At 41.3% G+C, this 24,081-nt stretch carries 20 protein-coding genes; 17 read left to right on the plus strand and 3 right to left on the minus strand.

All coding sequences use genetic code 11. The features are described 5' to 3' along the window. Positions 1 to 5 precede the first annotated feature (5 nt). The 7 genes from QNH28_RS15080 (at position 6) to QNH28_RS15110 (ending at position 7,385) form a co-directional block, all read left to right on the plus strand. Complete coding sequence (locus QNH28_RS15080) at positions 6 to 338, plus strand: alpha-helical endospore appendage domain-containing protein (RefSeq protein ID WP_283907415.1); 333 nt, start codon at positions 6 to 8, stop codon at positions 336 to 338. After that, entirely contained in the window at positions 328 to 1,203 is an 876-nt protein-coding gene (locus QNH28_RS15085; RefSeq protein ID WP_283907416.1) for a hypothetical protein, read from the plus strand. Before QNH28_RS15080 ends, QNH28_RS15085 begins: the two co-directional genes overlap by 11 nt. 56 nt (positions 1,204 to 1,259) lie before the next feature. Further along, entirely contained in the window at positions 1,260 to 2,354 is a 1,095-nt protein-coding gene (locus QNH28_RS15090) for a BclA C-terminal domain-containing protein (protein ID WP_283907417.1), read from the plus strand. Positions 2,355 to 2,700: 346 nt separating this feature from the next. Continuing rightward, on the plus strand, positions 2,701 to 4,689 hold the full coding sequence (locus QNH28_RS15095; protein WP_283907418.1) for a Na+/H+ antiporter: 1,989 nt from the start codon (positions 2,701 to 2,703) through the stop codon (positions 4,687 to 4,689). Between the two features lie 517 nt (positions 4,690 to 5,206). Continuing rightward, positions 5,207 to 6,418: an MFS transporter gene (locus tag QNH28_RS15100; RefSeq protein ID WP_283907419.1), complete on the plus strand. Its 1,212-nt coding sequence runs from the start codon at positions 5,207 to 5,209 to the stop codon at positions 6,416 to 6,418. Positions 6,419 to 6,471: 53 nt separating this feature from the next. Further along, a complete protein-coding gene (locus tag QNH28_RS15105; protein WP_283907420.1) occupies positions 6,472 to 6,831 on the plus strand; it encodes a GIY-YIG nuclease family protein in 360 nt (119 codons plus the stop codon). 74 nt (positions 6,832 to 6,905) lie between these two features. Next, positions 6,906 to 7,385 (plus strand): DUF6530 family protein, encoded by a 480-nt coding sequence (locus tag QNH28_RS15110; protein ID WP_283907421.1) that lies wholly within the window; start codon positions 6,906 to 6,908, stop codon positions 7,383 to 7,385. A 63-nt stretch (positions 7,386 to 7,448) separates the two neighbouring features. On the opposite strand, the gene QNH28_RS15115 is transcribed toward QNH28_RS15110, so the two are convergent. Further along, complete coding sequence (locus QNH28_RS15115; RefSeq protein ID WP_283907422.1) at positions 7,449 to 8,387, minus strand: AraC family transcriptional regulator; 939 nt, start codon at positions 8,385 to 8,387, stop codon at positions 7,449 to 7,451. Positions 8,388 to 8,538: 151 nt separating this feature from the next. Here QNH28_RS15115 and QNH28_RS15120 point away from each other — a divergent pair, with 151 nt between their 5' ends. Beyond that, entirely contained in the window at positions 8,539 to 9,447 is a 909-nt protein-coding gene (locus QNH28_RS15120; protein WP_283907423.1) for a DMT family transporter, read from the plus strand. Positions 9,448 to 9,489: 42 nt separating this feature from the next. Next, on the plus strand, positions 9,490 to 9,822 hold the full coding sequence (csaA, locus tag QNH28_RS15125) for a chaperone CsaA (RefSeq protein WP_283907424.1): 333 nt from the start codon (positions 9,490 to 9,492) through the stop codon (positions 9,820 to 9,822). Between the two features lie 129 nt (positions 9,823 to 9,951). On the opposite strand, the gene QNH28_RS15130 is transcribed toward csaA, so the two are convergent. After that, a complete protein-coding gene (locus QNH28_RS15130; protein WP_283907425.1) occupies positions 9,952 to 11,448 on the minus strand; it encodes a glycoside hydrolase family 43 protein in 1,497 nt (498 codons plus the stop codon). 174 nt (positions 11,449 to 11,622) lie between these two features. Here QNH28_RS15130 and QNH28_RS15135 point away from each other — a divergent pair, with 174 nt between their 5' ends. The 8 genes from QNH28_RS15135 (at position 11,623) to QNH28_RS15170 (ending at position 22,863) form a co-directional block, all read left to right on the plus strand. After that, complete coding sequence (locus QNH28_RS15135) at positions 11,623 to 12,531, plus strand: ArsR/SmtB family transcription factor (protein WP_283907426.1); 909 nt, start codon at positions 11,623 to 11,625, stop codon at positions 12,529 to 12,531. 133 nt (positions 12,532 to 12,664) lie between these two features. Next, positions 12,665 to 13,774: a phosphotransferase enzyme family protein gene (locus QNH28_RS15140; RefSeq protein ID WP_283907427.1), complete on the plus strand. Its 1,110-nt coding sequence runs from the start codon at positions 12,665 to 12,667 to the stop codon at positions 13,772 to 13,774. Between the two features lie 57 nt (positions 13,775 to 13,831). Then, a complete protein-coding gene (locus tag QNH28_RS15145; RefSeq protein WP_283907428.1) occupies positions 13,832 to 14,755 on the plus strand; it encodes an aminoglycoside phosphotransferase family protein in 924 nt (307 codons plus the stop codon). Between the two features lie 256 nt (positions 14,756 to 15,011). After that, positions 15,012 to 17,663 carry an endo-beta-N-acetylglucosaminidase gene (locus tag QNH28_RS15150; protein WP_283907429.1) on the plus strand — a complete coding sequence of 884 codons (2,652 nt, stop codon included), beginning with the start codon at positions 15,012 to 15,014 and terminating at the stop codon, positions 17,661 to 17,663. A gap of 234 nt (positions 17,664 to 17,897) precedes the next feature. Continuing rightward, positions 17,898 to 20,513: a phosphoenolpyruvate synthase gene (ppsA, locus tag QNH28_RS15155; protein WP_283907430.1), complete on the plus strand. Its 2,616-nt coding sequence runs from the start codon at positions 17,898 to 17,900 to the stop codon at positions 20,511 to 20,513. 266 nt (positions 20,514 to 20,779) lie between these two features. After that, entirely contained in the window at positions 20,780 to 21,157 is a 378-nt protein-coding gene (locus QNH28_RS15160; protein WP_283907431.1) for a VOC family protein, read from the plus strand. A 198-nt stretch (positions 21,158 to 21,355) separates the two neighbouring features. Beyond that, positions 21,356 to 22,042 (plus strand): FadR/GntR family transcriptional regulator, encoded by a 687-nt coding sequence (locus QNH28_RS15165; protein WP_283907432.1) that lies wholly within the window; start codon positions 21,356 to 21,358, stop codon positions 22,040 to 22,042. Between the two features lie 38 nt (positions 22,043 to 22,080). Next, complete coding sequence (locus QNH28_RS15170; RefSeq protein WP_283907433.1) at positions 22,081 to 22,863, plus strand: ABC transporter ATP-binding protein; 783 nt, start codon at positions 22,081 to 22,083, stop codon at positions 22,861 to 22,863. Positions 22,864 to 23,054: 191 nt separating this feature from the next. Here the strand turns inward: QNH28_RS15170 and QNH28_RS15175 are convergent, their stop codons facing one another. After that, the gene (locus tag QNH28_RS15175) at positions 23,055 to 23,933 is read right to left on the minus strand and encodes an AraC family transcriptional regulator (RefSeq protein ID WP_283907434.1); all 879 of its coding nucleotides are present in this window, start codon (positions 23,931 to 23,933) and stop codon (positions 23,055 to 23,057) included. Positions 23,934 to 24,081 lie beyond the last annotated feature (148 nt).

Raw genomic sequence — 24,081 nt, forward strand, 5'->3', positions numbered from 1 at the left:
CACTCATGTCAATGCCAAAAATCCCCGACATCGAACCAAATATTACTCTGACAAGAACCCAGGTCATTGATATGATGCTGGCCTCAGTTGCTACAGAAGGACTGGGATTATCTCATATCCTGAACGCCCAGAGCGAGAAAATACTGCGTTTTGTTAATGATGAGCATACAGGTGTAAAAGATATACTCCAGCTGAACCACAGCCTCGATAAGGTACTACGTTCAGTAATCAGTAGCCAGTTTCTTATTCAGCTCAGGCTAGGGGATATCCTGCAGTTGGAGGAGCGAATAGTAGAGGAGGAAGAAATTTGTATTGAAGAGGAAGAGTATGAAGAATAATCAGAACTCAGCTGTTCAGAACATTCATCTGCTTCAATCTATATTATCAATAAGTGAAGGTCACGCAAGATTGGTTGGGACTTGGAGCCTTATTACCGAAAGGCTTTTAAAAGAAGTTTCTAATACAAGATACACTACCCAAATGCTGCAGGCCAGCCAATCCATAATTCAAGTCATGAAGACTCTACTTCTCTTTAGGCTAACCTTGCTGGCTAACTGGAATATGGTACAGTGTCGTATTGATAAAGAAACAGAGCTATTATTGACGCAAAATAACACTTTAAAATCTAAATTCACAGAAACGGTTTGGCAGCTCGAAGAGGCTTACAGTGAATTGACGTCATCTATTTTGGAATTGCACGTAAAACTGTTGGATCGTTGTTACTTCCGTGAAGAACAGGAGGAGAGAACGAAGGTATTCCGGCAAATCAGCTTCTGTCTGGATATCATCAGACAGTGGAGAATGCTGAATGAACCCTCCAAAGACGTCCTGCTTCTAATTCATAGCGGGTTGATACCTGGTAATGCATCCAGAAAGCAGCAGATTTCCGAGGTTTGCAGCCAAGAGTACCTCAAAGTAATACTCGAGGATATGGAGCACAAGCCTCTCATTGATAGAAAGCTACAAGTTCATATTTCTAGACTTATTCAACAGATTAAATCGAATTATACACAGACCATCAGCATGACATACGCTCCAAATACTGTAGCTCCCCGCAATCCGGTTTTTTTCGCAGCTATGACTTCCACCAACACTAAACAAGAACCTGAATGGACTCAAATCGAATACAACACATTAAGCAAAGTACAACCTCCTGGAAAGTTATGGATAAATAAGGGGTTAAAATCTTTGGAAGAATTCTAAACGGCCTTCTTTACTCGTATACATACTTCATCAGCGCTACTAAGGAGGAATTAAATTTGTCATTCCCGAATATACCGAGTGTCACTCCGACGATTACAATAACCAGAGATGATGCCCTTAACTTGTTACTCTCATCCATTGCCTTTGAAGAGCTTGGACTCAGCCATATCATTAATGCTGAAGGTGAAAAGATTCAATATGTTCTTGGTACGATCCCTGGACTAAGCGGCTTGCCGGCAACTATTGCCGATGTGCTAGCTATAGACCAAAGTGTTAAAAGTACACTGGATACGACGATAAGAAAAGAGCTTCTGCTTCAAGCAAAGCTTGATAGCGTACTGAGCGCTCCTACGTTGCTTGGACCTACTGGAGCAACCGGACCTACGGGTCCTGCTGGTGGACCAGTAGGTCCTACCGGGGCTACGGGAGCTACAGGTGCTGCTGGATTAACTGGAGCTACAGGAACCGCAGGAGCAGTGGGTGCTACAGGTACTGCAGGAGCAGTGGGTGCTACGGGTGCTGCTGGAGCCGTCGGGGCTACAGGAGCAACGGGTGCTACAGGAGCTACCGGTGCAACCGGGGATCCGGGTACTGTAGGAGCAGTAGGTCCAGTAGGACCAGCAGGAGGAACAGGTGCTACGGGTGCAACCGGAATTGGAATTACCGGTGCCACTGGAATCGCTGGAATTACTGGGGCTACAGGAGTCACAGGAGTGACAGGAGTCACAGGGATTAATATTACGGCTACTAATGCTTTTGTGGCAAATACAACTGGTGGGCTGATCACTGTTCTGTTGGGAGGAACCAATATTGCCTTCCCTGGACCACCTCAAGTACTCAGCGCTGGGATCACTATTAATGCTACTAACGATGTTATAACCCTCGCCAACGCAGGAACTTACTTCATCTCCTACCAGGCAAATACAACAGCCGGAGTACTGCTGAGCACACGTTTGCTGATCAATGGGGCACAAGCTGCGGGATCGGTAGTTGCGCCTGTCCTGAGCGTTTCAGCATACAATAACGAAGTTATTGTTAATGTCGCTGCCGCCACTACAGTTAGTGTTCAATTTTTTGGAGCCGCTGGTGTCGTTACTTTAAATGGGGGAGGTTCAACCGGAGCAGCACTTAATATCATCCGTTTAAATTAAGCGTTATTGCATCTTGAAAAATAGGCCTGTTGATTAGCCAAACGAGGGAAGTCTATCCGTTATAGAGATCATAGTTTAGCTAATCAACAGGTGAAGCTGGGAAGGAAGTTCCGAGGCTCTATTCAACGAATTTTTCGTGAAATAGGGTCTTTTTGTTATTCTTCAGGTTGAAACAGGACCTGAATTTTTTTGCGTTGATAGGAATCAAGACCAATAAATGAACATTTGCACCTACGTATTTACATTGAGTTTAAAAAGTTATTTTACATTAAGATAAGATGAAATTTTGAAAGAAACATATTAATTCGAAAAGCTACTTGATTGCTGATATGGAGGTAAGATTCGTTTGGAATTGTTTGAAATTATTTTGCTGATGCTGGCGGCGGTCTCTTTATCCAGTTTAGTGAACCGATTTATCCCTTCAGTTTCCGTACCTATTATTCAAATCGTGCTGGGAATGGTGATTACATTGCTGCCCTTGCACTATGAACTGAAATTAAATCCAGAGCTGTTCTTGTTGTTGTTCATTGCCCCATTGCTATTCAGTGATGGTAGACACGCGAATAAAGAAGCGCTATGGAAGCAGAAGAAACCGATCCTTTTGTTGGCGCTGGGTCTGGTATTTATAACAGTAGCCGTGATGGGTTATTTCCTGAATTGGCTACTTCCGGTCATCCCGTTGGCGGCTTCCTTTGCACTGACAGCTGCACTAGCACCTACTGATGCTGTGGCTGTGGGCGCATTAGAGCAGAAAGTGAAAATCCCCCACCAGACGATGCAAATTCTCGAGGGAGAATCATTAATTAATGACGCGTCAGGGCTGGTCTCATTTCAGTTTGCCGTTGCCGCGATGGTTACCGGTGTATTCTCTTTTAAATCTGCCGGCCTCAGTTTTATTTCCATTTCACTTGGCGGAGTGGTTCTAGGTCTTCTGCTCACGCTTGTAAAATATGGCGTAGTGAAATGGCTGCGAAGATTGGGAATGGAGGATGTCACGCTGCACATGCTAATTGAGATCCTGACTCCTTTTTTGATTTTCATGGCAGCTGAGAAACTCGGGGTCAACGGTATCCTTGCTGTTGTCAGCGCAGGAATCGCTCATTCTTTTGGGTACAAAAAAATGAATCCTGAAGTAGCTAAGCTGAGGGTTGTCTCTAAAAGCACTTGGTCGGTCATTATCTTTGTATTGAACGGTCTGGTGTTCTTACTGCTTGGCACTCAGCTTCCGGAGATTATTCAGACGATTTGGAATAGCGCGGAGATAGGGAATTTCAAGGTAATAATGTACACACTATTATTGACTGTGGCTGTTCTCGGGCTGCGCTTCATCTGGGCGCTTTTGATGGATATTTTCACAAAGGATGACACACTCGGTCTTTGGAAACTCAGGTTCAAGAATGCGCTTATTCTTAGTCTATCTGGAGTCCGGGGAACGATTACACTGGCGAGTACGTTATCACTACCGTTTTTTCTTGATGATGGCACTGCATTTCCAGCCAGAGATCTGATCATTTTCCTCGCGGCCGGCGTTATTTTGTGGACCCTTCTGATCTCTAATTATCTGTTGCCACTTTTATTGGGGAAAGAAGGACAACCAGTGCAGGAAGAGGAGGAGATTCAGGCTAAAGTCGATATTCTGAGGAATGTTGTTACCGGATTAAACGAACAGATCACGGAACAGAATCGTCTGGCGACAGCCCAACTCATCAACACGTATTCCTCCAGAATCCGTACACTTAAAAAAGATGAAAATGAAGATCATATCAAGCGGTCCTTGGTCCTGTCTACCCTGAAATGGGAAAGAGAAAACACTCTGCTTGCCGTTGAGAAGAAAGATGTGAGTTCATATATAGCATTCCGTCATTTGAATAGAATTAACAAACTGCTGTTTATGCACACAAGGGATACACAGTATAAAAAAGAGCTGTTCCCTGCTAAGCATTGGGACGAAGTGTTTGGAATGCTACAACAAGTCCGGTTAAGTACCCGAGAAAGACGCGCCGAATTAACGAAGCTCAAAATTCAAAATATTACTTATGTAATTAAACAGCTAAATGTTTTACTCGCAAAAGGAGAGGTGGGTATGGAAACTGCCAGCTCGCTGATTCTGCAATATGAACGTATGCTACTGCATCTGACTAGAAATGAACCGGACACTAGCGCCCGAAAAGAATTCGATATTTCAATGCAGGAACTAGCCCGGGTCGGAATTCAGCTGGAGAGAGATAACATCCAATCCATGTTTGAGATCGGACGGATTTCTAGACAGTGCATGAAGGAACTTAAGCGTAATATCCTCTTCATGGAGCACGATCTGCGAGAAGAGATGGGTTAAATGAAGACCGAACTAATTCGCGGATGTAAATGGGATGACGGGTTGATTTATTCTGAGTTGGATCTGTCGTCCATAAAACGAAGTCTACCATGTAGTCCAAAAAGCATTTAAAAAAGCCAGTCAATATAATATAGAAGCACCCTTCGAAGTTTCTGAAGATAATTTTATGGCCGTTGAGCTTATAGATGGTGGTCTCTCAGATGTCCGTGGCGTTGTAGAATTCGCTAAAGAGTTTTTTGAAAATTAGATTAAACATAAAGAAAGTGGAGCAAATGCTACGGCAGTTGCTCCACTTTTTCTTTATAGCGAATTGAAATCGGCTTGACGAACGGTAATATCCTGTTTAAAATGAAGCTGTGATTTAGTAAATTAGTAAATTACTAAATATAAAAACAAGTAAATTAGTAAATTGGAGTGAAGCAATGAAAATACCAACAACATTCAAACCATCATCCTATTGTCATGTTGGGGAGTTTCGAGAAGGTGTAAAAAATAGTGAAGGATATGGGGAATTAAAATGTTTTCTAATCGTTATGTTCGAACAATTATCCTCTCCCGTGTGTTATTGCAGCTCGGAATATGGATCCGAAATTATGCCGTCCTTCTTTATGTATCAGAATTGACGAATAATAATCCGGTAGATGTATCTCTGATATCGGTCGCTGAATTTGCACCGATCTTTCTTTTTGGTCTTATTGGTGGGACCTTTGCCGACCGATGGCGGCCGAAGAGAACCATGGTATGGAGCGATTTGTTATCTGGCTTGTCCGTCGGGGTGGTGCTGATTGCGGTCATGAATGGCGGATGGGTTGCGCTTCTTGTCGGATCTTTTGTATCTGCCAGCTTATCTCAATTTTCTCAGCCCTCGGCGATGAAACTGTACAAGAGACATGTGCCAGCTGAACAGCTGCAGGGCGTTATGGCGATGTCCCAGACACTTGTCGCTGTCTTTACGGTTTTGGGACCCGTTATTGGTACGTTTATTTTTATTAAGTTTGGAATTCACATATCTCTGATCCTGACAGCCGTTATGTTTCTGGGCTCTTCGCTTATATTGTCTTCCCTTCCTCGGGATGAAGAAGAACCAAAGTCAGGTAAAGCCAGCGGCTTCATCAAAGAGTTAACGGCTGGCTTGCGTTACATCGGGTCGAGTAAACCCTTAAGAACACTTAGTTTAACTTTCTCGGCGGTGGGATTGGCATCAGGACTAACTCAACCGCTTCAGATCTTTCTTGTTATCGAGAATTTAGGTAAGGACAAACAATTTCTTCAGTGGCTTGTGATGGCTAGTGGGGCAGCCATGTTAGTAGGCGGAGCTGTAATAATCGGGATAGCCAAAAAAGTAAGGCCACAGCTATTGCTTTTAATAGGCTTACTCGTTAATGCCGTCTGTACTGTTGGAATGGGAGCTTCTAAGCAAATTTGGCTGACGATTATTTTCTTGGTGATCAGTGGTTTGTTTTACCCTTGCATTCAAGGAGGGATTCAGACACTTCTTGTGCGGAATACCGAGGGGGCCTTTATTGGCCGGGTTACAGGAGCGATTATGCCTATTTTTATGGGAATGATGGTGATTGGCATGTTCATTTCGGGATACCTAAAGGATACTTTCTCCTTGATGGGTGTATTTATGGCGAGTGGTATATTTGTGATTATCGGTGCGCTTTTTCTGCTCCCCATTGTGGTTAAGAATAGAAGCAAATTGGAGCTAGAATCGCTGGGAAAATGAAAATTCAACTACAATTTCCATGAATTTATTATCTACGATAAGGAGAGAAAAATATGGATATGAATAAACGCAAAGAGCTGATCGAGGAGTACAAACAAATTAAGATTTATATGGGTGTTGCTCAGATCAAAAATCAAATCAACGGCAAAATCTTTATCGACAGCTATCCCAACTTGAAAAACAAATGGCTTACTCTGCAAATGCAGTTGGATTCAGGGAGATTTGCAAATGCCCAGCTCCAGAAGGATTGGAAAGAATTCGGCGCGGATGCGTTCACCTATGAGGTACTAGAACAGAAGGACATAGATAAGGTAACTGATATGCGCTGGGAACGGAAGATAATCTTAAAGCCATGGTTAGAGAAGTTACAGCCTTACGGAGACAAAGGTTATAACAAACCACGAATTGACTAACAATGAAATCCAAGATAAGATGAATTCGTCGTTTAGTAAATTAGTAAAATAGTAAATGGAAGGAAGATAAAAACATGAAAATACCTACAACTTTAAAACATAAACCTGTTGTCGTGTCGGAAAATTATGAGAAGGTTGACGGCCGATTAGCAGGAAACACGGATGCGAAAGGCCTATCCTTGGGATTGGCTCAGTGGAATGATAGAGGAAAGGTCGATATTTCGGCCAAGGTATGGAGGTACACCGGAGAAAAATGGTCCAGACAATCGGAGGAACTGCCTCTTCATCGCGTGCTTGATTTGTCCATTCTAATTTGCCGGTCCTTGGAACATTTCCGCGAAGCGTATCGATATGAGAATTTATATGACCCGGAGCAGCCCGTTATAGACAGAGTTGGCCTGCAAGGGGATGCCATGACTGTAGCGGTATGTACAGACAATGAGCGAATTAATGAAGATATTAAGCTGTTCAATCAAGCTCTGAGCGATGACGATGAAATGATCGGTGAGCGTCTGAGCACGTTATCCAAAATATTAAAGGATATGGGATATTAATTAGCAAGTGGTAGTCAATCGGGGCAAATAAGCCTTCGTGACTGCCACTTTTTATTTTATAGTTTAAAACAATTCCGGCCTCCCTCCAGGAGTAGCTATTGGTAAAGTATCTTGGATTTTGATTTCATTTCTTAATTTTCGGAAATCTTTAGGTGTTCTTGTCTGATGTTTTTTAAAGGACTGAATGAAGTTGTTAACATGATTAAAACCAACTCTATGGGCTATTTCAGTTACTGTATAATCAGTTGAGATTAAAAGCTCCATACTTTTCTTAATCCGGTACTTTATTAAATATTCATACGGTGTGATATGAAGGGTCTTTTTAAAACTACGGGTACATTCTGAAACACTTAAATGAGCAGCATCAGAAATATCTAGCAAAGTGATATTAGTTGCGTAGTGCTGATGGATGAAAGTAAGCATGAGTTGAAGTCGTTCTTGCTGCCGTTTTACGTATTTAGCTGTGTCCTCTGAGGAGAGAGAAATATTAGATATCAAGATTAACCATAGTTGTACGGTTCTGATAGAAACCTCATATTCCCATCCCCATTTCTTTGGCAAATCAAATCTATTCTTCAGCTCCAAAAGCATGTTTAGTACATCTTTTTGCCATTCAGCATCTCCCTTAATTAGTAGAGACAGTAAAGAAGAGTTCGTATAAGGTGATACATAATTTTTTTCCATAGCACTATCTGCATAAAAGGCTAACAGCTTTTCAGGAAAATTGAAACTCACATACTGACCGTCAGGAGTCAGGTGCGTCGTAACATGAAGTACACCTTTATTGATCAAAATGGCTTGGCCAGTATTCAATTCGTAATCAATACCATTAACTTGTATAACTAGCTTTCCTTGAGTAACCAAAGTGATCTGAAGTTCTTCATGCCAATGTAAGTCATTAAATCCTCGCCCCTCAGGGATAATTTTCCGAGAGTTTGCTGTGTACATAATGTATGGAAATGAAGCATCGGGGAAAAGAATGGTCTCGTGCAGTTTTGACATCTAATGGCGTCCCTTCTGAAATGATGATATTTATATATAATACAACGATATAATGACACAAAATAAACAATGATGATGATATTATTATATCCAATCTTGATTTTATCACTCTGTGCACAGGAAGTAGATAGAACATTTTGGAGGATTATATGTGAAACCAAATAAAACGTCGCATCCGTACATTTTGCTTTTTATTAGTATATTGTCTATTTCAATCTCTTCCATCATGATAAAATCTTCAAATACTCCCACCTCAGTAGCCGGCATGTACAGATTGTTTGCTTCTGTAATTTTATTGCTTCCTTTTGTATCATGGAAAAAGCTTCGCTGTCTGGAGATAAGTAAAAAAGACTGGAGTATTGTTTTCTTAGCGGGTCTTTTTCTCGGGTTACACTTCTTATTTTGGATGGAGTCTTTAGTTTATACTTCAGTTGCAAGCTCCATGGTGATTTTATCACTGCAGCCTTTATTCGTAATGATTGGTTCATACTTTATCTTCAGAGAACGGGTAAATGTGGTAAACATTCTTTGTTTAGTGACTGCGCTTCTGGGTTCAATAGTTATTGCTTGGGGAGACTTTGGGGTTTCTAGAGTGGCGTTAATAGGAGATGGCTTATCATTATTAGGAACAATTTTAGTATCTGCGTATATGCTGGCAGGACAAAAAGTAAGTCATAAAATAGGAACAAGTTTATACAGTGTTATTGTTTTTTTTCTTGGCGGGACCGTCTTATTAATCTACAATTTGTCAAACCATTTCTCTTTAATAGATTATAACTCTTCGGATTGGTTCTATTTCTTTTTACTTGCATTAATCCCAACTATTTTTGGACAATCTATTATTAATATGTTATTGAAATCTTTAGGTGCAACTACTATTTCTGTAGGGATTATTGGTGAGCCTATTCTCGCCATATTACTAGCTTATCTATTTTTGGGAGAAACAATCACTAGCTTTCAATTGATAGGAGGAATGATGACTCTACTTGGCATGGGGATGTATTTCTGGATAAAAACCTTCAAATACACTACTGTTAAATATCAGAATCAAAGTAGATAAGCGAATAAATTAAGAAAATATTATTAAAAGGGAGAATACTATATGGCAACTTTTGATGATTTTTTGAAACTGGATATTCGCGTTGGCACAATAACTAAATCTGAGTTTTTCGCGGAGGCCAAGGTACCTGCGATAAAACTTGAGATTGATTTTGGAGAAGAGATCGGAATCAAGAAGTCTAGTGCACAAATTACAAAAAGATATACGGCTGAAGATATTATAGGAAAACAAGTAATAGCTGTAATCAATTTTCCTCCGCGACGAATAGCAGGCTTTAAATCAGAGGTATTAGTCCTTGGGGGTGTACCAGAACAGGGAGACGTCATTCTATTGAAACCAGATATGAAACTACCTAATGGAACACCTATTGGATGAGAGATCCTGTAATGGTACAAGCGTTAAGTACTAGGAAGCTGGATATTTAATTTGGCATGATAAAAGAGGGGTTAACTCTACCAATGAGTTAACCCCTCTTTTATTTATAAGATTGCCTCTAAGAGAAATTTAAGAATAATTGCAGCTAAAATTTGTGAATATCGCATTAGAATCTTGGTTTTGTCCAGTGGCGTACAGACCAATTAGCACACCTGTGAATCCTCCGGCTATTTCTGAGGAGAGATATTTGGTTTGCGCAGCTCCAAGTAAGGTCTCAGTACCGTCTGCCTGGATGTAGAAGTGATAATGAGTTGGAGTGCTTTTGATGACTAATGAAGCATGGTTGCACTGGCCTATATTTTTTGTTGATTCAATTGATTTGATATCTCCGATATTCAGCCGTTCGATAATCTCGTAACCCTCTAAATGTTTATGCAAGGCCAAATCATAATGATGATTTTCGTCCATGTAAAGCGTAATTCCAGCTTCACCGCTCGTAAGGCTGACTTCGCAAGCAATAACCGCGTCAAAGTCTCTTTGACGAATACCAATAAATGTCGGGGAGGCCGGGACATCTAAGGTAACTTCAGTTCCTTTAAGCTTTACTTTATCCGCTTCTAACAGATAATTTTCTGTAACTGGGTGTCGCAGGTAACACCAGTCCAGATGCCAATCCGTATTCTCGAACGTAAAGTCTTTTTTCTCCTGCTGAATGACTGTGTCCGAGATGCGATTAGTCTCGAAACTTATAAGAGTGGTACCTTCATGACCCGCTGTAAACCATCCGTCCTTGTCAAAGGTAATCGGAGTTAGAAAAACTTCGCGTCCCAAGTGATGATATGTAAGATACTGGCCAGTCTGCCGGAATCCAAGATGAAAGAGCCACCAACTTCCTTCGTGGTCTTGTACCAAATCTCCGTGGCCAACTCCCTGTAGCTCGTAACCGCCCAAATTCCGATTGGTCAATACGGGGTTATGTGTATAGGCTTCAAACGGACCAGTAGGAGAACCCCCCCTTGCATAAGTGACCATATGACCATATTCCGTTCCACCCTCTGCCGCTAGAAGATAATATTGTTCATTTATTTTGTATAAATGAGGACTCTCCAAATAACGCCCGCCTGTTCCTTGCCAGATTGTACGGCTTGGCGTCAGCTTGTGCCCGGTTTCAATTTCGATTTCACATTGGACGATACCGCTAACTCCATAATCGTCTATTCCATTGCTCATGAAATATGTTTTACCGTCTTCAAAATACAAATCTGGATCAATTCCGCCTTGATCGACATTAATCGGATCAGACCATTCCCCATAAATATTTTCAGTCCACACATAGAAGTTCTGGCGCATAGTATCATTTGTGGTCGTCATGTAGAATCGTCCATTATTGTACCGCAGGGTGGGAGCGAATACACCGCCAGAGCTGCCCACAGTATCTAGTTGAATCTGGCTTTTTCGAGTTAAGCAGTGACCGATTTGTGTCCAATTAATCAGATCTTTGCTTTCAAAAATCGGAACGCCGGGAAAATACTGAAAGGAACTGCAGATCAAATAATAAGTGTCGTTAACTTTGCAAACGCTCGGATCAGGATAAAACCCTTTGATAACCGGATTATTGAATTTCATTTCTCCACCTCATTAATAAATTCATATATATAAGAATCCAGACTGATTAACTACAAAGAAAATTAAACACTATTGCTCAACTGTTTACAATAAATCGAGGTTGATGATGTGCACTAAATTTATTAAATTAATATATATGTAATTTCAATCAATATGGGTCAGGGGATTATGATAATGATTAAAGCGAACGGCGAAGCAAAATTCATAGCCTTGTATGAAGCGCTGGCAAGTGAAGTCAGATGGAGAATTATGAGCCTCATTGCTGATAATGAAATGAATGTGAAGGAGATCGCGGCTAAGCTAGAGCTTAGCCCCTCCATAGTCACCATGCATATCCGAAAGCTCGAACAAGCCGGACTAACCGGAAGTCACAGGGTACGTCTAAACGGAGGAACGCACAAAATGTGTTTCCTTAAACAAAAAAGGGTTGAAATTGAGCTTCCAATTGCTAAACAAACCCCTAGGATCAGAGAGCAGACAATTTCAGTCGGTCATTACACCTCGTTTGATATCCATCCTACTTGTGGGCTGGGTACGCAAGAAAAGGAAATTGGGGTGTGGGATGATCCTCGCTACTTTCTCGATCCCGAGCGGGTCAACGCCGGCATTTTGTGGTTCGGGAGAGGTTACGTCGAGTATAAAACGCCTAACTATCTGCTTCCTGATCAAACTCCCGAAGCTATTGAAATTTCAATGGAAATTGCTTCTGAAGCGCCAGGCTTGAGAGATCATTGGCCTTCAGATATTGAGTTCTTTTTTAACGGTGTATCGCTTGGAATCTGGACTAGTCCGGCAGACTTCGGAAGAGCTGCGCGAGGCATATTTACTCCGGATTGGTGGCATCGAAATGTAAATCAATATGGATTATTAAAGACGATCCGAATTGACTCTTCTGGAACATATATTGATGAAGAAAAAATGTCTGATATAACCGTCTCGGATATTATGCTACGGGAACAATTCTGGACCATTCGTTTCGCAGTTGACGAGAAGGCTATAAATGTTGGTGGATTGACACTCTATGGGGCTGGGTTTGGCAATCATGATCAGGATATTTTAATTCGTGTGTATCTAAATAGCTAAAATGATGTTCCATTTAATAAAAGGCATGAACTGAAGAAGAAGGAAAATTTAATTATAATTGTTTTTACTATCCAGTTTATCAGTAAAAGCTGGTAAGCTGTACGTAAATTGATCAGGTTAGGAAGCTAACGTTATGAAAAATAAACTGCAGGCTAAAAGGAGAGATTTTTTGACTTATAACGAGGTTGTTAAGATCAGTGATGCCTATTTATTTCCATTAATATCGGGGTTGTACGAGCTGGAAGGTTATGAAATCCATCAAGTTCAGGCACATGATGGAGGGCGTAATCTCGTTTATACTTGTGAGAAAGAAAGCGTCGACGCAAAAATACTCAGAATCGCTTTCTTAAATGACAGGAGTCGGGAAGATTTTTTAGGCGAAGTGGAGTATGTTAGGTATTTATTTGAACATGGTGGAAGTGTCTCGGATGTAGTCAACTCCCGAAAGGGGAATCAACTGGAAGAGATCACTCATAATAATCATACTTTTTTTATCTGCCTGTTTAATAAGGCTAAGGGAAAAATGCTGGTGGAAAATAATTATCAATACCGGGAAGAAGCTCCAATTACCGAATATTATTATAACTGTGGTAAGGTTCTAGGGAAAATGCACGAATTGTCCAAAGGATATACTCCTGTTCATCGGCGGCAAAGTTTTTTTGACAGATTCAATGCCGAATATATTGATAAATTGATACCTAACTCCTTGTCTCTACTTAAGGAGAAGCTGGTAATGCTTCTTACAACCTTAGAAGATTTGGACAGGAACAATGAGACCTTCGGTATGAACCATTTTGATTACAACGATGGGAATTATTCGATAGATTTTGATACTGGACAAATCACTGTATATGATTTCGATAATTCATGTTTCTGTTGGTATTTGTTTGATCTGGCAGGTCTCTGGACACAAGGAATGGGATGGACACAATTCGAACCAGAAGCTGGTCAACGTAAAAAGTTCATGGATGATTATTTTGAAGTAGCCCTCAAAGGATATAGATCTGAGACCGCGATCGAACAGTCGATGTTGGATAAATTGCCCTTATTTATCCAAGTGTCGCTCATGGAAAATATTGTAGATGCATTCGAAGTAATGCGGAACAATGGTGAAGAACCATCATGTGATGAGGAATTGTCATATCGTATAAAATGCTTGGAAGGCGACATCCCTTATATGGGATTTTTCGATGAAATTTACTCGTGTGAAGAACCCTTTGAGTATGAGGAACGAGAAATTTAGTCTTTTTGTAGGCAGTAAAGACAAACTCGACTCTAAAATACAGGAGATTAAGCGAAAATGACTTACGAGAAACCGAAATTGGCGATAAGTGAAATTGAAAAAGTATTGGAGACTCATCTCGGACCGGGTGCGGCTGAGATTACACCGCTGTCTGGTGGCAACATAAGCAATGTGTTTTCTTTCAACCACGAAGGAAAGGGATATGTTGTGAAATTCAGTGATCTACAAGGGACATATGAAACGGAACACTATATATCTAATTTGCTGTCAGCTCAAAACATCCCTTTTCCCAAATGTTTGGCGTTAGGGAGAACTAGCCAGTTAACCTATTTGATCATGGAACGAATGGAAGGACGCAACCTATCCGATTGCACTTCAGAGGAACAAACCCTTCAGTTGCCTGAAATTATCGGCATTTTGACAAGAATGGCTGCAGCGGATATTGGGGCAACTAACGGGTATGGGTGGATCGGTGCTGATGGCAACGGTTCCTATGCATCTTGGAAGGACTTCGTCGTTGCCGTAAATGCGGAGGATCAAACAGGGACATTCTGGGAAAACTGGCATGATCTCTTCCACACCTCTTGCTTGGAGAGAGACCTATACGAAGAAATATACGGTCGGTTGATGACCTACGTACCCTATAATGAATCGAACAGAAGCTTTATACACGGAGATTTTCAACAGTGGAATATTTTGTCCACTGGAACACGAATTACCGGCATCATTGATGGAAATTGCATGTACGGTGATTCTCTCATAGACCTTGCGATTCTCGATCGGCATATGCCGTGGAGTGATGTCATTAAGGCGTATCAAAACTATCAAGACAAAGCCAGCATAGAGACTCCTAATTTTAAGGAGCGGCTAATCGGTGCCTATTATTTGAAGGGACTCGACGGACTTCGATTCTACGCGAAGATGGGATGGAACGAAGCTTATCAGAATACACGACAGTTTCTTTTAAATCTGAAAGCTTAACGTCAGGATACATAACTTGAAAACCCAAACAAGTCCAGTAGTGGTTCTAAATGACACAAAAAGATTGAGAGCACCCGTTTGTTTAAATGGGGGCTCTTTTATTTATGGAGGCCAAGCTTATGCTAGCACTGGAGCTTCAGGCTTACAATCTGTAATAATTGCACCTGGACATGTCATTAATCCACTATCTACAGCTTTGTCCAACTTGTTAAAATGTAAGCGCAATCATAATAACTATCGATTGGAGGAGTATGGCATGAAAAAGATTGGTGCAGGTTTTATATTCTTATTGGTGATGTGCGCAGCATTATCCACAACTGCGTTCGCTAAACAGCCTTATTCATCCTACTGGTTTCCAGAGCAATTGCTTAAGTGGAGTCCTGAATCCGATCCGGATGCGGCATTCAACCGGAGCACAGTTCCGCTTCAAGACCATTTTGTGACAGATGGAGTCAACTCCAATGCAACTAAAGCGCCGAAAGTTATGGCTTTATCAGCATTGAACTCGGGAACAAGTGGTGTGCCATCACAGGGTTCGGACAAATTTGGAGCTAACACGTTTACTTATTGGCAATATGTTGACAAGCTGGTTTATTGGGGCGGATCTGCCGGTGAAGGAATCATCGTACCACCAAGCGCTGATACAATTGACGCAGCTCATAAGAATGGCGTACCAATTATCGGAACGGTATTTTTCCCGCCAAGCGTGTATGGTGGGAAGTTAGAATGGGTGAAGCAGATGCTACAGCAGAACAGTGATGGCTCCTTTCCTGCTGCAGATAAGCTGATCCAGGTTGCGAAGTATTACGGATTTGACGGTTGGTTTATTAACCAGGAGACTGAAGGTGGAACACCAGCTGATGCACAGCAAATGAAAGCTTTTCTAAGTTATCTAGAATTGCACAAATCTGCATCTATGCAAATCGTATGGTACGACTCCATGACTAAGGAGGGCAGTATCAGTTGGCAAAATGCACTAAATGACAAGAATGCAATGTTCCTGCAGGAGAATAAAAAGAAAATCACAGATAGTATGTTCCTGAACTTTTGGTGGAAAGATCTGAAAAGCTCGGCGGAGAAAGCCAAAAGCTTGGGCAGAAGTCCATATGATCTGTATGCTGGCATCGATGTCGAAGCCAAGGGTTATGATACGAATGTGAACTGGGATCTGCTGTTCCCGGATGGGAAACCTGCCGTCACTTCCCTTGGTATTTATCGCCCGGACTGGGCTTTTAACAGCGCAGAGAGTATGGAGGATTTCTTCGTCCGTGAGAACCAATTCTGGGTGGGTCCAAATGGGAATCCGGGAAACACCACGAGCGATCAGGCTTGGAAAGGGATCGCGAACGATGTCGTCGAATCATCCTCTATAAATGAGTTGCCTTTCATTACCAACTTCAACACTGGAAGTGGACAGAAATATTATGTCCGAGGGAAGCAGGTGCGAGATAAGGGATGGAACAACCGGAGCCTACAGGATATTCTGCCAACATGGCGCTGGATCACAGATAGCAAAGGAACAGCACTTACTCCAGCGCTTGATTGGTCTGATGCGTATTATGGTGGCAGCTCATTGAAGGTATCAGGTGACTTGAGCCATAACAATGCGACACATCTGAAACTCTACAAGACAGACCTGAAAATCGAAGCAAGCACAAAGCTAGCAGTTACGTATAAAACCCTGAACAAGCCAAGCTTGAAGGTTGGTCTTGCTTTCGCAGACCATCCCGACGAATTTGTCTTCCTTAACGTGAAGGATAAGACAGCACCAGGCTGGACTACCGAAACTTTGAATTTGACCCCATACAAAGGGAAACGAATCGTAGCAGTGTCACTTTATTTTGATACCAAGGATACGATTAGTAATTATAGTATTCAAATTGGCCAACTCTCCATCCAAAATGCCAACGATTCGATTAAGCCGCTGCCGGCGGTTCGCGAACTGAAGGTTACTCAATCCGATTTCCGCGATGGAATTTATGGAGATGCTAGATTGGAGTGGAAACCACTTGACCAGCAGGTGAAGCAATACGAAATCTATCGTGTACTGCCAGATGGCAGTGAGGTATTATTGGGCGCAACGCCAAATCATGTGTTTTACGTTCCTGAGATGAGAAGAATAGACAAGGAAACTGGCACAGAATTAAAGATCGTTGCAATCAATGGAAGATACGAACAAGGTCAGTCCTCTAGCGTGAAGATCAGCTGGCCGGCTTATCCGAAACCAATTGCTGGGTTCAAGGCTGATCGAACCCTGGTGGCTCCAGGTGAGAGCGTAAACTTCACTGACATGTCGACCGAAGTGACAGAAGGATGGTCATGGAACTTCGAAAGCGGAAGCCCAGCCATCAGCACATCGAAGAACCCGATGGTAACGTTCAATCAGGAAGGTGTTTATAGCGTGACACTGACCGCAACCAACAGCTCAGGTCAAGACACAATTACTAATAAGGAACTCATCACAGTGAGCAAGGATGCTGGAGCGGTGAAGAATCTGGCACTTGGCAAAACTGCGACAGCCGATCATGCGTGTGGGGACAAGGAAGGAGCACCGAATGCCGTAGACGGAAAAGTTACGGATAACAGTAAATGGTGCGCACTTGGTAATCTACCTCATTGGCTACAAGTCGATCTCGGAGCCGAGCATCAAATCAGCAATTTTATTATCAAGCATGCTCAGAGCGGAGGAGAATGGTCGGGCTTTAATACCAGCGATTATACCATTCAGGTGAGTAGTGACGGAACGAACTGGACGGATGTCGTAAACGTGCAAGGAAACTCGGCAGCTGAGTCGACAGACGCGATTGCGTTAGTGAAAGCACGTTATGTGAAATTAATCATTCTTAAGCCCACGCAGGGAGCCGATACGGCAGCGCGAATCTATGAGTTTGAAGTCCATGGGTTGTAATTCGATTCTTACCATGGTTTTTAAATAACAAATAATAGTGGTAACCAAAAAAAGAACCTGAGTAGTTTATCAGGTTCTTTAATATTGCATATGAACAGACACGATGATATAATCATATCACGACTTTTAATGTATATAAAAGACAAATTTAATGCATCTTACATTATTAATGTACCACGCCGGTAAACTCTTGTCAAATGTTTTTTTCTCAATTTTAGTGTTAGGAGAGATTGAATGAATTCTTTAGTTATCGGTTTTCAAGAAGTTGAAGATACTCAGCTTTTGCTCGTTGGAGGAAAAGGGTTAAATTTAGGGCTTTTATCAAGTATCGAAGGAATAAAAGTACCCGAAGGATTTTGTGTTACTTCAGTAGGATATCAACAAGCCATCGAACAGAACGAAATATATCAGGCCTTATTGGATCAACTATCCATGCTAACAGTAGAAGATAGAGAGCAAATTGGTGAAATTAGCAAGAAGATTCGCCAACTCATTATGGAAGTAGAAATACCTTCTGATGTTGTAACAGCAGTTACTCACTATCTCTCCCAGCTTGGTGACGAACATGCTTATGCTGTCCGTTCTAGTGCTACTGCAGAGGATTTACCGCATGCATCATTTGCTGGCCAACAAGACACCTATTTAAATATCATCGGCCAACAAGCAATCTTACAGCATATCAGTAAATGTTGGGCGTCTCTATTTACGGATCGTGCGGTAATCTACCGAATACAAAATGGTTTTGATCACAGACAAGTTTATTTATCTGTTATTGTTCAAAAGATGGTTTTTCCACAGGCTTCAGGAATTCTATTCACTGCTGATCCGATGACCTCTAACCGAAAGCTGCTATCCATTAATGCCAGTTTTGGACTTGGCGAAGCACTGGTCTCTGGCTTGGTATCTGCCGATTGTTATACAGTACAGGAAGAGGAAATCGTCGATAAGATGATAGCAAACAAAAAATTGGCTATCTATGGATTAAAAGAAGGTGGAACAGAGAGCCGGAACATCGATCTCGATCAGCAAAAGACTCAAACCCTTACAGAACAACAAATCATACAACTGGCACGCATAGGTAGAGAGATTGAGGCTTATTTCGGTTACCCCCAAGATATCGAATGGTGTTTGGATCATGATACATTTTATATTGTTCAGAGTCGGCCAATCACTACTTTATACCCGATCCCTGAAACGAATGATCAAGACAATCACGTTTACGTATCTGTCGGACATCAACAAATGATGACAGATCCCATGAAACCACTAGGGTTATCATTTTACCTGTTAACGACTCCTGCACCGATGCGAACAGCTGGCGGAAGATTGTTTGTTGATGTCACAGCAAAACTGTCCTCTCCTGTCAGCAGAACAATGGTGATAGATGCTTTAGGAAAATCAGATCCCCTCATCAAAGATGCACTCATGACCATCGTAGCGCGAGAAGATTTTATAAAATCTTCACCAGATGTTAAAAATGTACCGAGTCCTAGTAAAAACAATATAGGGTTATCGCCTGCAGATCCCCAAGCACAAATCGAAATCGATCCGGCAATCGTTACTGATTTAATTAAGATTAGTCAAACATCGATAGAAGAGTTACAACGAGGCATCCAAACGAAAACAGGAGCAGAATTATTTGATTTTATTCTCGAAGATCTCCAGGAATTAAAGAAGATCTTATTTAACCCACAAAGCACAAAGGTTTTTATGACTGCTATGAATGCTTCATCATGGATCAATGAAAAAATGTACGAGTGGTTAGGTGAAAAAAATGCAGCAGATACACTTTCTCAATCTGTACCAAACAACATTACTTCGGAAATGGGTCTGGCGTTAATGGATCTCGCAGATGTGATTCGTCCTTATCCAGAAGTAATCGAGTATTTACAACATGTTCAAGATGATATTTTTTTGGACGGACTGGTTAAGTTTGATGGTGGAAAAGAAACGCAAGACGCGTTCTATGATTATCTCAGCAAATACGGAATGCGTTGTACTGGAGAAATCGATATTTCGAGAACTCGTTGGAGTGAAAAGCCAACTATACTAGTTCCGATGATTCTCAGTAACATCAAAAACTTTAAACCTAATGCTAGCCATCGAAAGTTTGAACAAGGGCGACAGGAAGCTTTGAATAAAGAACAAGAATTATTAAATCGATTGAAGCAATTACCTGATGGAGAACAAAAAGCCAAAGAAACAAAACGAATGACTGACCTAATACGGAATTTCATCGGGTATCGGGAATATCCAAAATACGGCATGATTAGTCGTTACTTCGTCTATAAGCAATATTTACTGAAAGAAGCTGAACAATTAGTACAAGCGGGAGTTATCCATGAAAAAGAAGATATATTCTATCTCTCTTTTGAAGAACTTCATGAAGTCGTACGCACAAATAAACTAGATAACCTGATCATCAGCAACCGAAAAGAGGATTATAAACTATATGAAAAACTAACCCCACCACGTGTTATCACGTCTGATGGTGAAATCATTGTTGGAAAATACAAACGAGGGAACTTACCAGCTGAAGCCATTGTAGGTCTACCTGTTTCTTCCGGGGTTATAGAAGGTCGAGCACGAGTCATCTTAAATATTGAAGATGCTGTTCTTGAAGATGGAGATGTTCTAGTCACTACATTTACTGACCCAAGCTGGACGCCACTGTTCGTATCTATTAAAGGGCTAGTCACCGAAGTTGGTGGACTGATGACCCATGGAGCAGTTATCGCACGTGAATACGGCTTACCAGCAGTTGTAGGAGTGGAGAATGCTACCAATCTTATAAAAGATGGGCAACGGATTCGCGTGCATGGAACAGAAGGGTATATCGAAATATTATAATTGTTAGCTTTATGGATGAAGTTCTGGTCTTAGTAAAAGACAAGAACGTGGCCCATTACTAATTCAATAATTTACTTTCGCTATTCTTAGATTCGGTTTAATGTAGGAAAAGGAAGTAAATAATACGGGAATAGAGACTCCCTCTCGAAACATAGGCAGAATGTAATTTAAAGGGGAGTCTAAATATATATTCCTTGACGAGAATATTCTCCATAAGGTATATTGTAAGAGCAGTAAATTATTCTAACTAAGGAAGTGTATAAATTATGATTAATAAACTTGGTCAAATTATGTTATATGTGAATAACCAAGAGGAATCCAAAGTTTTCTGGACAGAAAAGCTAGGGTTTGAGGTGATTTTGGATGAAACCAATGGCCCAATGAGATTTATCGAGCTTGCTCCTAAAGGTGCAGCCACTAGCATTGTTCTTCATAATAAAGAGTTGGTTGCTCAAATGAATCCTGAAATGAATCTCGGAACACCTTCTTTAATGTTCTTTTCGGATAATTTTGATCAATTGAATCGTGATTTGAAGGACAAAAATGTCACAGTTGGTGAAATTGTAGAAATTCCCGGGGGAAGAGTTTTCAATTTCGCAGACAGTGAGAATAACTACTTTGCTGTAATGGAAAAAGGACAATAATTGAGTCAGCAAACTCCCCACAAAAGAGCCTTAAAGTCTACCATAAAGAAGAAGGGTGAAGAAGTAGGGGAACGTTAGTTAAATAAGTTACTTTTGCAGCTAATCAAAGTGATTAGCTGTTTTTTTTCTTTGTCATACTAAATCTTACTTGTTAAGTAAGGAATATCATGTTATTCTGCAAAAAGAGGAGATGATCAGATGTTTGAAAATGGATCGTTCCGACCCGCTCAATCCACTAAGTTAGTTGACAATGTTGTTAATCAAATACAACAAAAAATTTCAACTGGAGCAATCTTACCAGGAGACAAATTGCCTCCAGAACCTGAATTAATGCAATTATTCAATGTAGGTCGATCAACGATAAGAGAAGCAATTCGTGTGTTAGTTCATGCTGGTCTATTGGAGAAAAAGCAGGGTTTTGGAACTTATTTAAAATCCAGCCCGATTATTCAAGAGCCACTTACCCATCGTTTACTTCGTGCAGAACTGATTGAGGTCTTCGAAGCCCGAAAAATGATTGAATTAGAAATCGCAAGATTAGCAGCTCTAAGGCGTGATGACACAGATTTATCCAACATGCGAAAACATTTAGATACAAGAAATATGGCTCTAAAGCAGAATGATCGTGAGCTCTATGCCAAATCAGATATACAATTCCACATGGCAGTAGCAATTGCAAGCAAAAACGCTGTGATCATTGATTTATATAGAACATTTACTCATATTTTGTCAGATGCAATGAGTAAATTAAACCGTAATTATAGTTCCCACGATCCTCAATCTGATTACCATGAACAAGTTTATGAATCTATTAAAAATGGGGATTCAGATCAAGCGGTACAAGGGACTCTGAAAATTTTAAATGGAACTCTTTCTGAGCTTTAAGTTTAATTTAGACATTCATAAGAAGGGGGAATTGAGGCATGATTATATCACTCGAAAATGTATCATGGAAACGTGATACTACCATGATCTTACGCGATATGAATTGGGAAGTGAAACAAGGACAACACTGGTGTATCGTCGGACTAAACGGATCAGGCAAGACGACGATGTTGAATGTAGTGAACGGCTATATATGGCCGACGACTGGGCAAGTCGAAGTGCTAGACCATCGCTACGGCGATGTGGATCTTAGAGAGTTACGCAAACGAATCGGTTGGGTCAGTACCTCCCTGCAACAAAAGCTGTATGGCCATCAGACTGCTTTGACCATTGTCCTCAGCGGTAAATTCGCGACCATCGGGCTGTATGACAAGACGAATGAAGAGGATCAAAAGCAAGCCGAGGAGTTGATGGAATTCTTAGACTGCTCTTCCTTAGCCGCTCGTACTTACGATACCTTGTCGCAAGGTCAGCGTCAGAAAGTCCTTATTGCACGCGCACTTATGGCCAATCCGGATCTATTGATTCTTGATGAGCCATGCACAGGACTCGATATTTTTGCCCGAGAACAGCTGTTGCAAATGATTGAGAAGATTACGAAGCAACCCGGCGGACCCACTTTGCTGTATGTAACGCATCATATCGAAGAGATAACGCCATGCTTCACACATACGCTGTTAGTGAAGGACGGCGAAATCTACAAAGGGGATGAGACGGAAAACTGCTTGCAGTCGGATGTGCTGAGCGATTTCTTCGATATCCCCGTTGAAGTCCAGGAACATCATAATCGCAAGTGGCTCACACTTGCTGGTGATAATTAGAATACGCTGCCTGAACATCTTATACGATAACAAAAGCTGCCTAGCAATTGCTTGGCAGCTTTTGTTATTAAATATGGTTATTCATAATTGAATTGGTTTTCTACTAAACAAGATGAGTTAGATTAGCACGCCTTACATGGGTCCTGCACAATCCGCATCTATACAATTTAAGACTACTTGAAGGTTAGTAGCTATCCCTCACCTCGTAGCGTATTACTATATTGTCGGGGACTCATTCCGATCTTTTTTTTGAATATTTGGTGAAAAAACTTTAGGTCAGCATATCCAACTGCTGCGGCAATTTCGCTTACACTTCTATGACCTCCCGAAAGCATACGACAGGCAGCATCCATTCGAATACTTTGCATGTAATTTGTAAAACTCATGCCAGTTTGATGCTGAAAAAGGCGGCTGAATTGGCGTTCACTAAGGTTCGCTTTGCTAGCGAGATCACTAAGTTTAAGCCCACTGGCATAGTTGTAATTTATATATGCAATTGCTTCATCGACTGCCATCCATTGAGGCTTATCCCCTGTAGGTGTATCAATCTGCAACCGATGTCTAAACAAGCCCGTTAATATTTGCACGACTAGAGCATCGAGGACAGCTAAATATCCAGGTGGTTTTGCCGAGAATTCACGAAACAATTCACGGAACATGATATGGTATGCTCCATTGACATCTTTCATAGAGAACCAGAGCAATTCCTTGTCTGTGAAAAATCCACAAATATCCGAAGCGTGAGGAAAGCTAGCCTGAAGTTCGGATAAATACTCTACCGGGAACAAACAGTTGTAAACGATAAGCGGACGGTCTTTCATAGGTGTCTTTGGTCTAAATACATGACTGCGCCCAATAGGTATAAAAAACAACGTGCCGTGTTCGACAGGAACGGCCTCATCCTCAATATAATGCACGCCTGCTCCTTCACTGATATAAGTTATCTCGACAAATTCATGGGAATGCGCATTCAATTCGAACGTTTCATAAGCCCTATTTACATAAATTGGTACATCGGGCTCGAAAAAGCTATCTCCAGACATGACAAAGGTGCTGCGTCGGATACTCATGATCGTGGCTCCTTTCAAATGATCTTAGGCTAGACTCATCGTACGAAATTAAGGAATAAATGTCTATATCCACCTATAAAAATGTCGGGATTACCCCCAATTCTAAGTTCAATCTCCTCATACAATAGAATTAGTGCTACCGAGTCTA

This window comes from Paenibacillus sp. G2S3 (assembly GCF_030123105.1).
Lineage (GTDB): Bacteria > Bacillota > Bacilli > Paenibacillales > Paenibacillaceae > Paenibacillus_AQ.

Bases quoted from the DNA above. Each gene is read 5' to 3' on its own strand.
- QNH28_RS15080 (WP_283907415.1), top strand. From the start codon at position 6: ATGTCAATGCCAAAAATCCCCGACATCGAACCAAATATTACTCTGACA.
- QNH28_RS15085 (WP_283907416.1), top strand. From the start codon at position 328: ATGAAGAATAATCAGAACTCAGCTGTTCAGAACATTCATCTGCTTCAA.
- QNH28_RS15100 (WP_283907419.1), top strand. From the start codon at position 5,207: ATGTTTTCTAATCGTTATGTTCGAACAATTATCCTCTCCCGTGTGTTA.
- QNH28_RS15105 (WP_283907420.1), top strand. From the start codon at position 6,472: ATGGATATGAATAAACGCAAAGAGCTGATCGAGGAGTACAAACAAATT.
- QNH28_RS15110 (WP_283907421.1), top strand. From the start codon at position 6,906: ATGAAAATACCTACAACTTTAAAACATAAACCTGTTGTCGTGTCGGAA.
- QNH28_RS15115 (WP_283907422.1), bottom strand. From the start codon at position 8,387: ATGTCAAAACTGCACGAGACCATTCTTTTCCCCGATGCTTCATTTCCA.
- csaA (WP_283907424.1), top strand. From the start codon at position 9,490: ATGGCAACTTTTGATGATTTTTTGAAACTGGATATTCGCGTTGGCACA.
- QNH28_RS15130 (WP_283907425.1), bottom strand. From the start codon at position 11,448: ATGAAATTCAATAATCCGGTTATCAAAGGGTTTTATCCTGATCCGAGC.
- QNH28_RS15135 (WP_283907426.1), top strand. From the start codon at position 11,623: ATGATTAAAGCGAACGGCGAAGCAAAATTCATAGCCTTGTATGAAGCG.
- QNH28_RS15140 (WP_283907427.1), top strand. From the start codon at position 12,665: ATGAAAAATAAACTGCAGGCTAAAAGGAGAGATTTTTTGACTTATAAC.
- QNH28_RS15145 (WP_283907428.1), top strand. From the start codon at position 13,832: ATGACTTACGAGAAACCGAAATTGGCGATAAGTGAAATTGAAAAAGTA.
- QNH28_RS15150 (WP_283907429.1), top strand. From the start codon at position 15,012: ATGAAAAAGATTGGTGCAGGTTTTATATTCTTATTGGTGATGTGCGCA.
- ppsA (WP_283907430.1), top strand. From the start codon at position 17,898: ATGAATTCTTTAGTTATCGGTTTTCAAGAAGTTGAAGATACTCAGCTT.
- QNH28_RS15160 (WP_283907431.1), top strand. From the start codon at position 20,780: ATGATTAATAAACTTGGTCAAATTATGTTATATGTGAATAACCAAGAG.
- QNH28_RS15165 (WP_283907432.1), top strand. From the start codon at position 21,356: ATGTTTGAAAATGGATCGTTCCGACCCGCTCAATCCACTAAGTTAGTT.
- QNH28_RS15170 (WP_283907433.1), top strand. From the start codon at position 22,081: ATGATTATATCACTCGAAAATGTATCATGGAAACGTGATACTACCATG.
- QNH28_RS15175 (WP_283907434.1), bottom strand. From the start codon at position 23,933: ATGAGTATCCGACGCAGCACCTTTGTCATGTCTGGAGATAGCTTTTTC.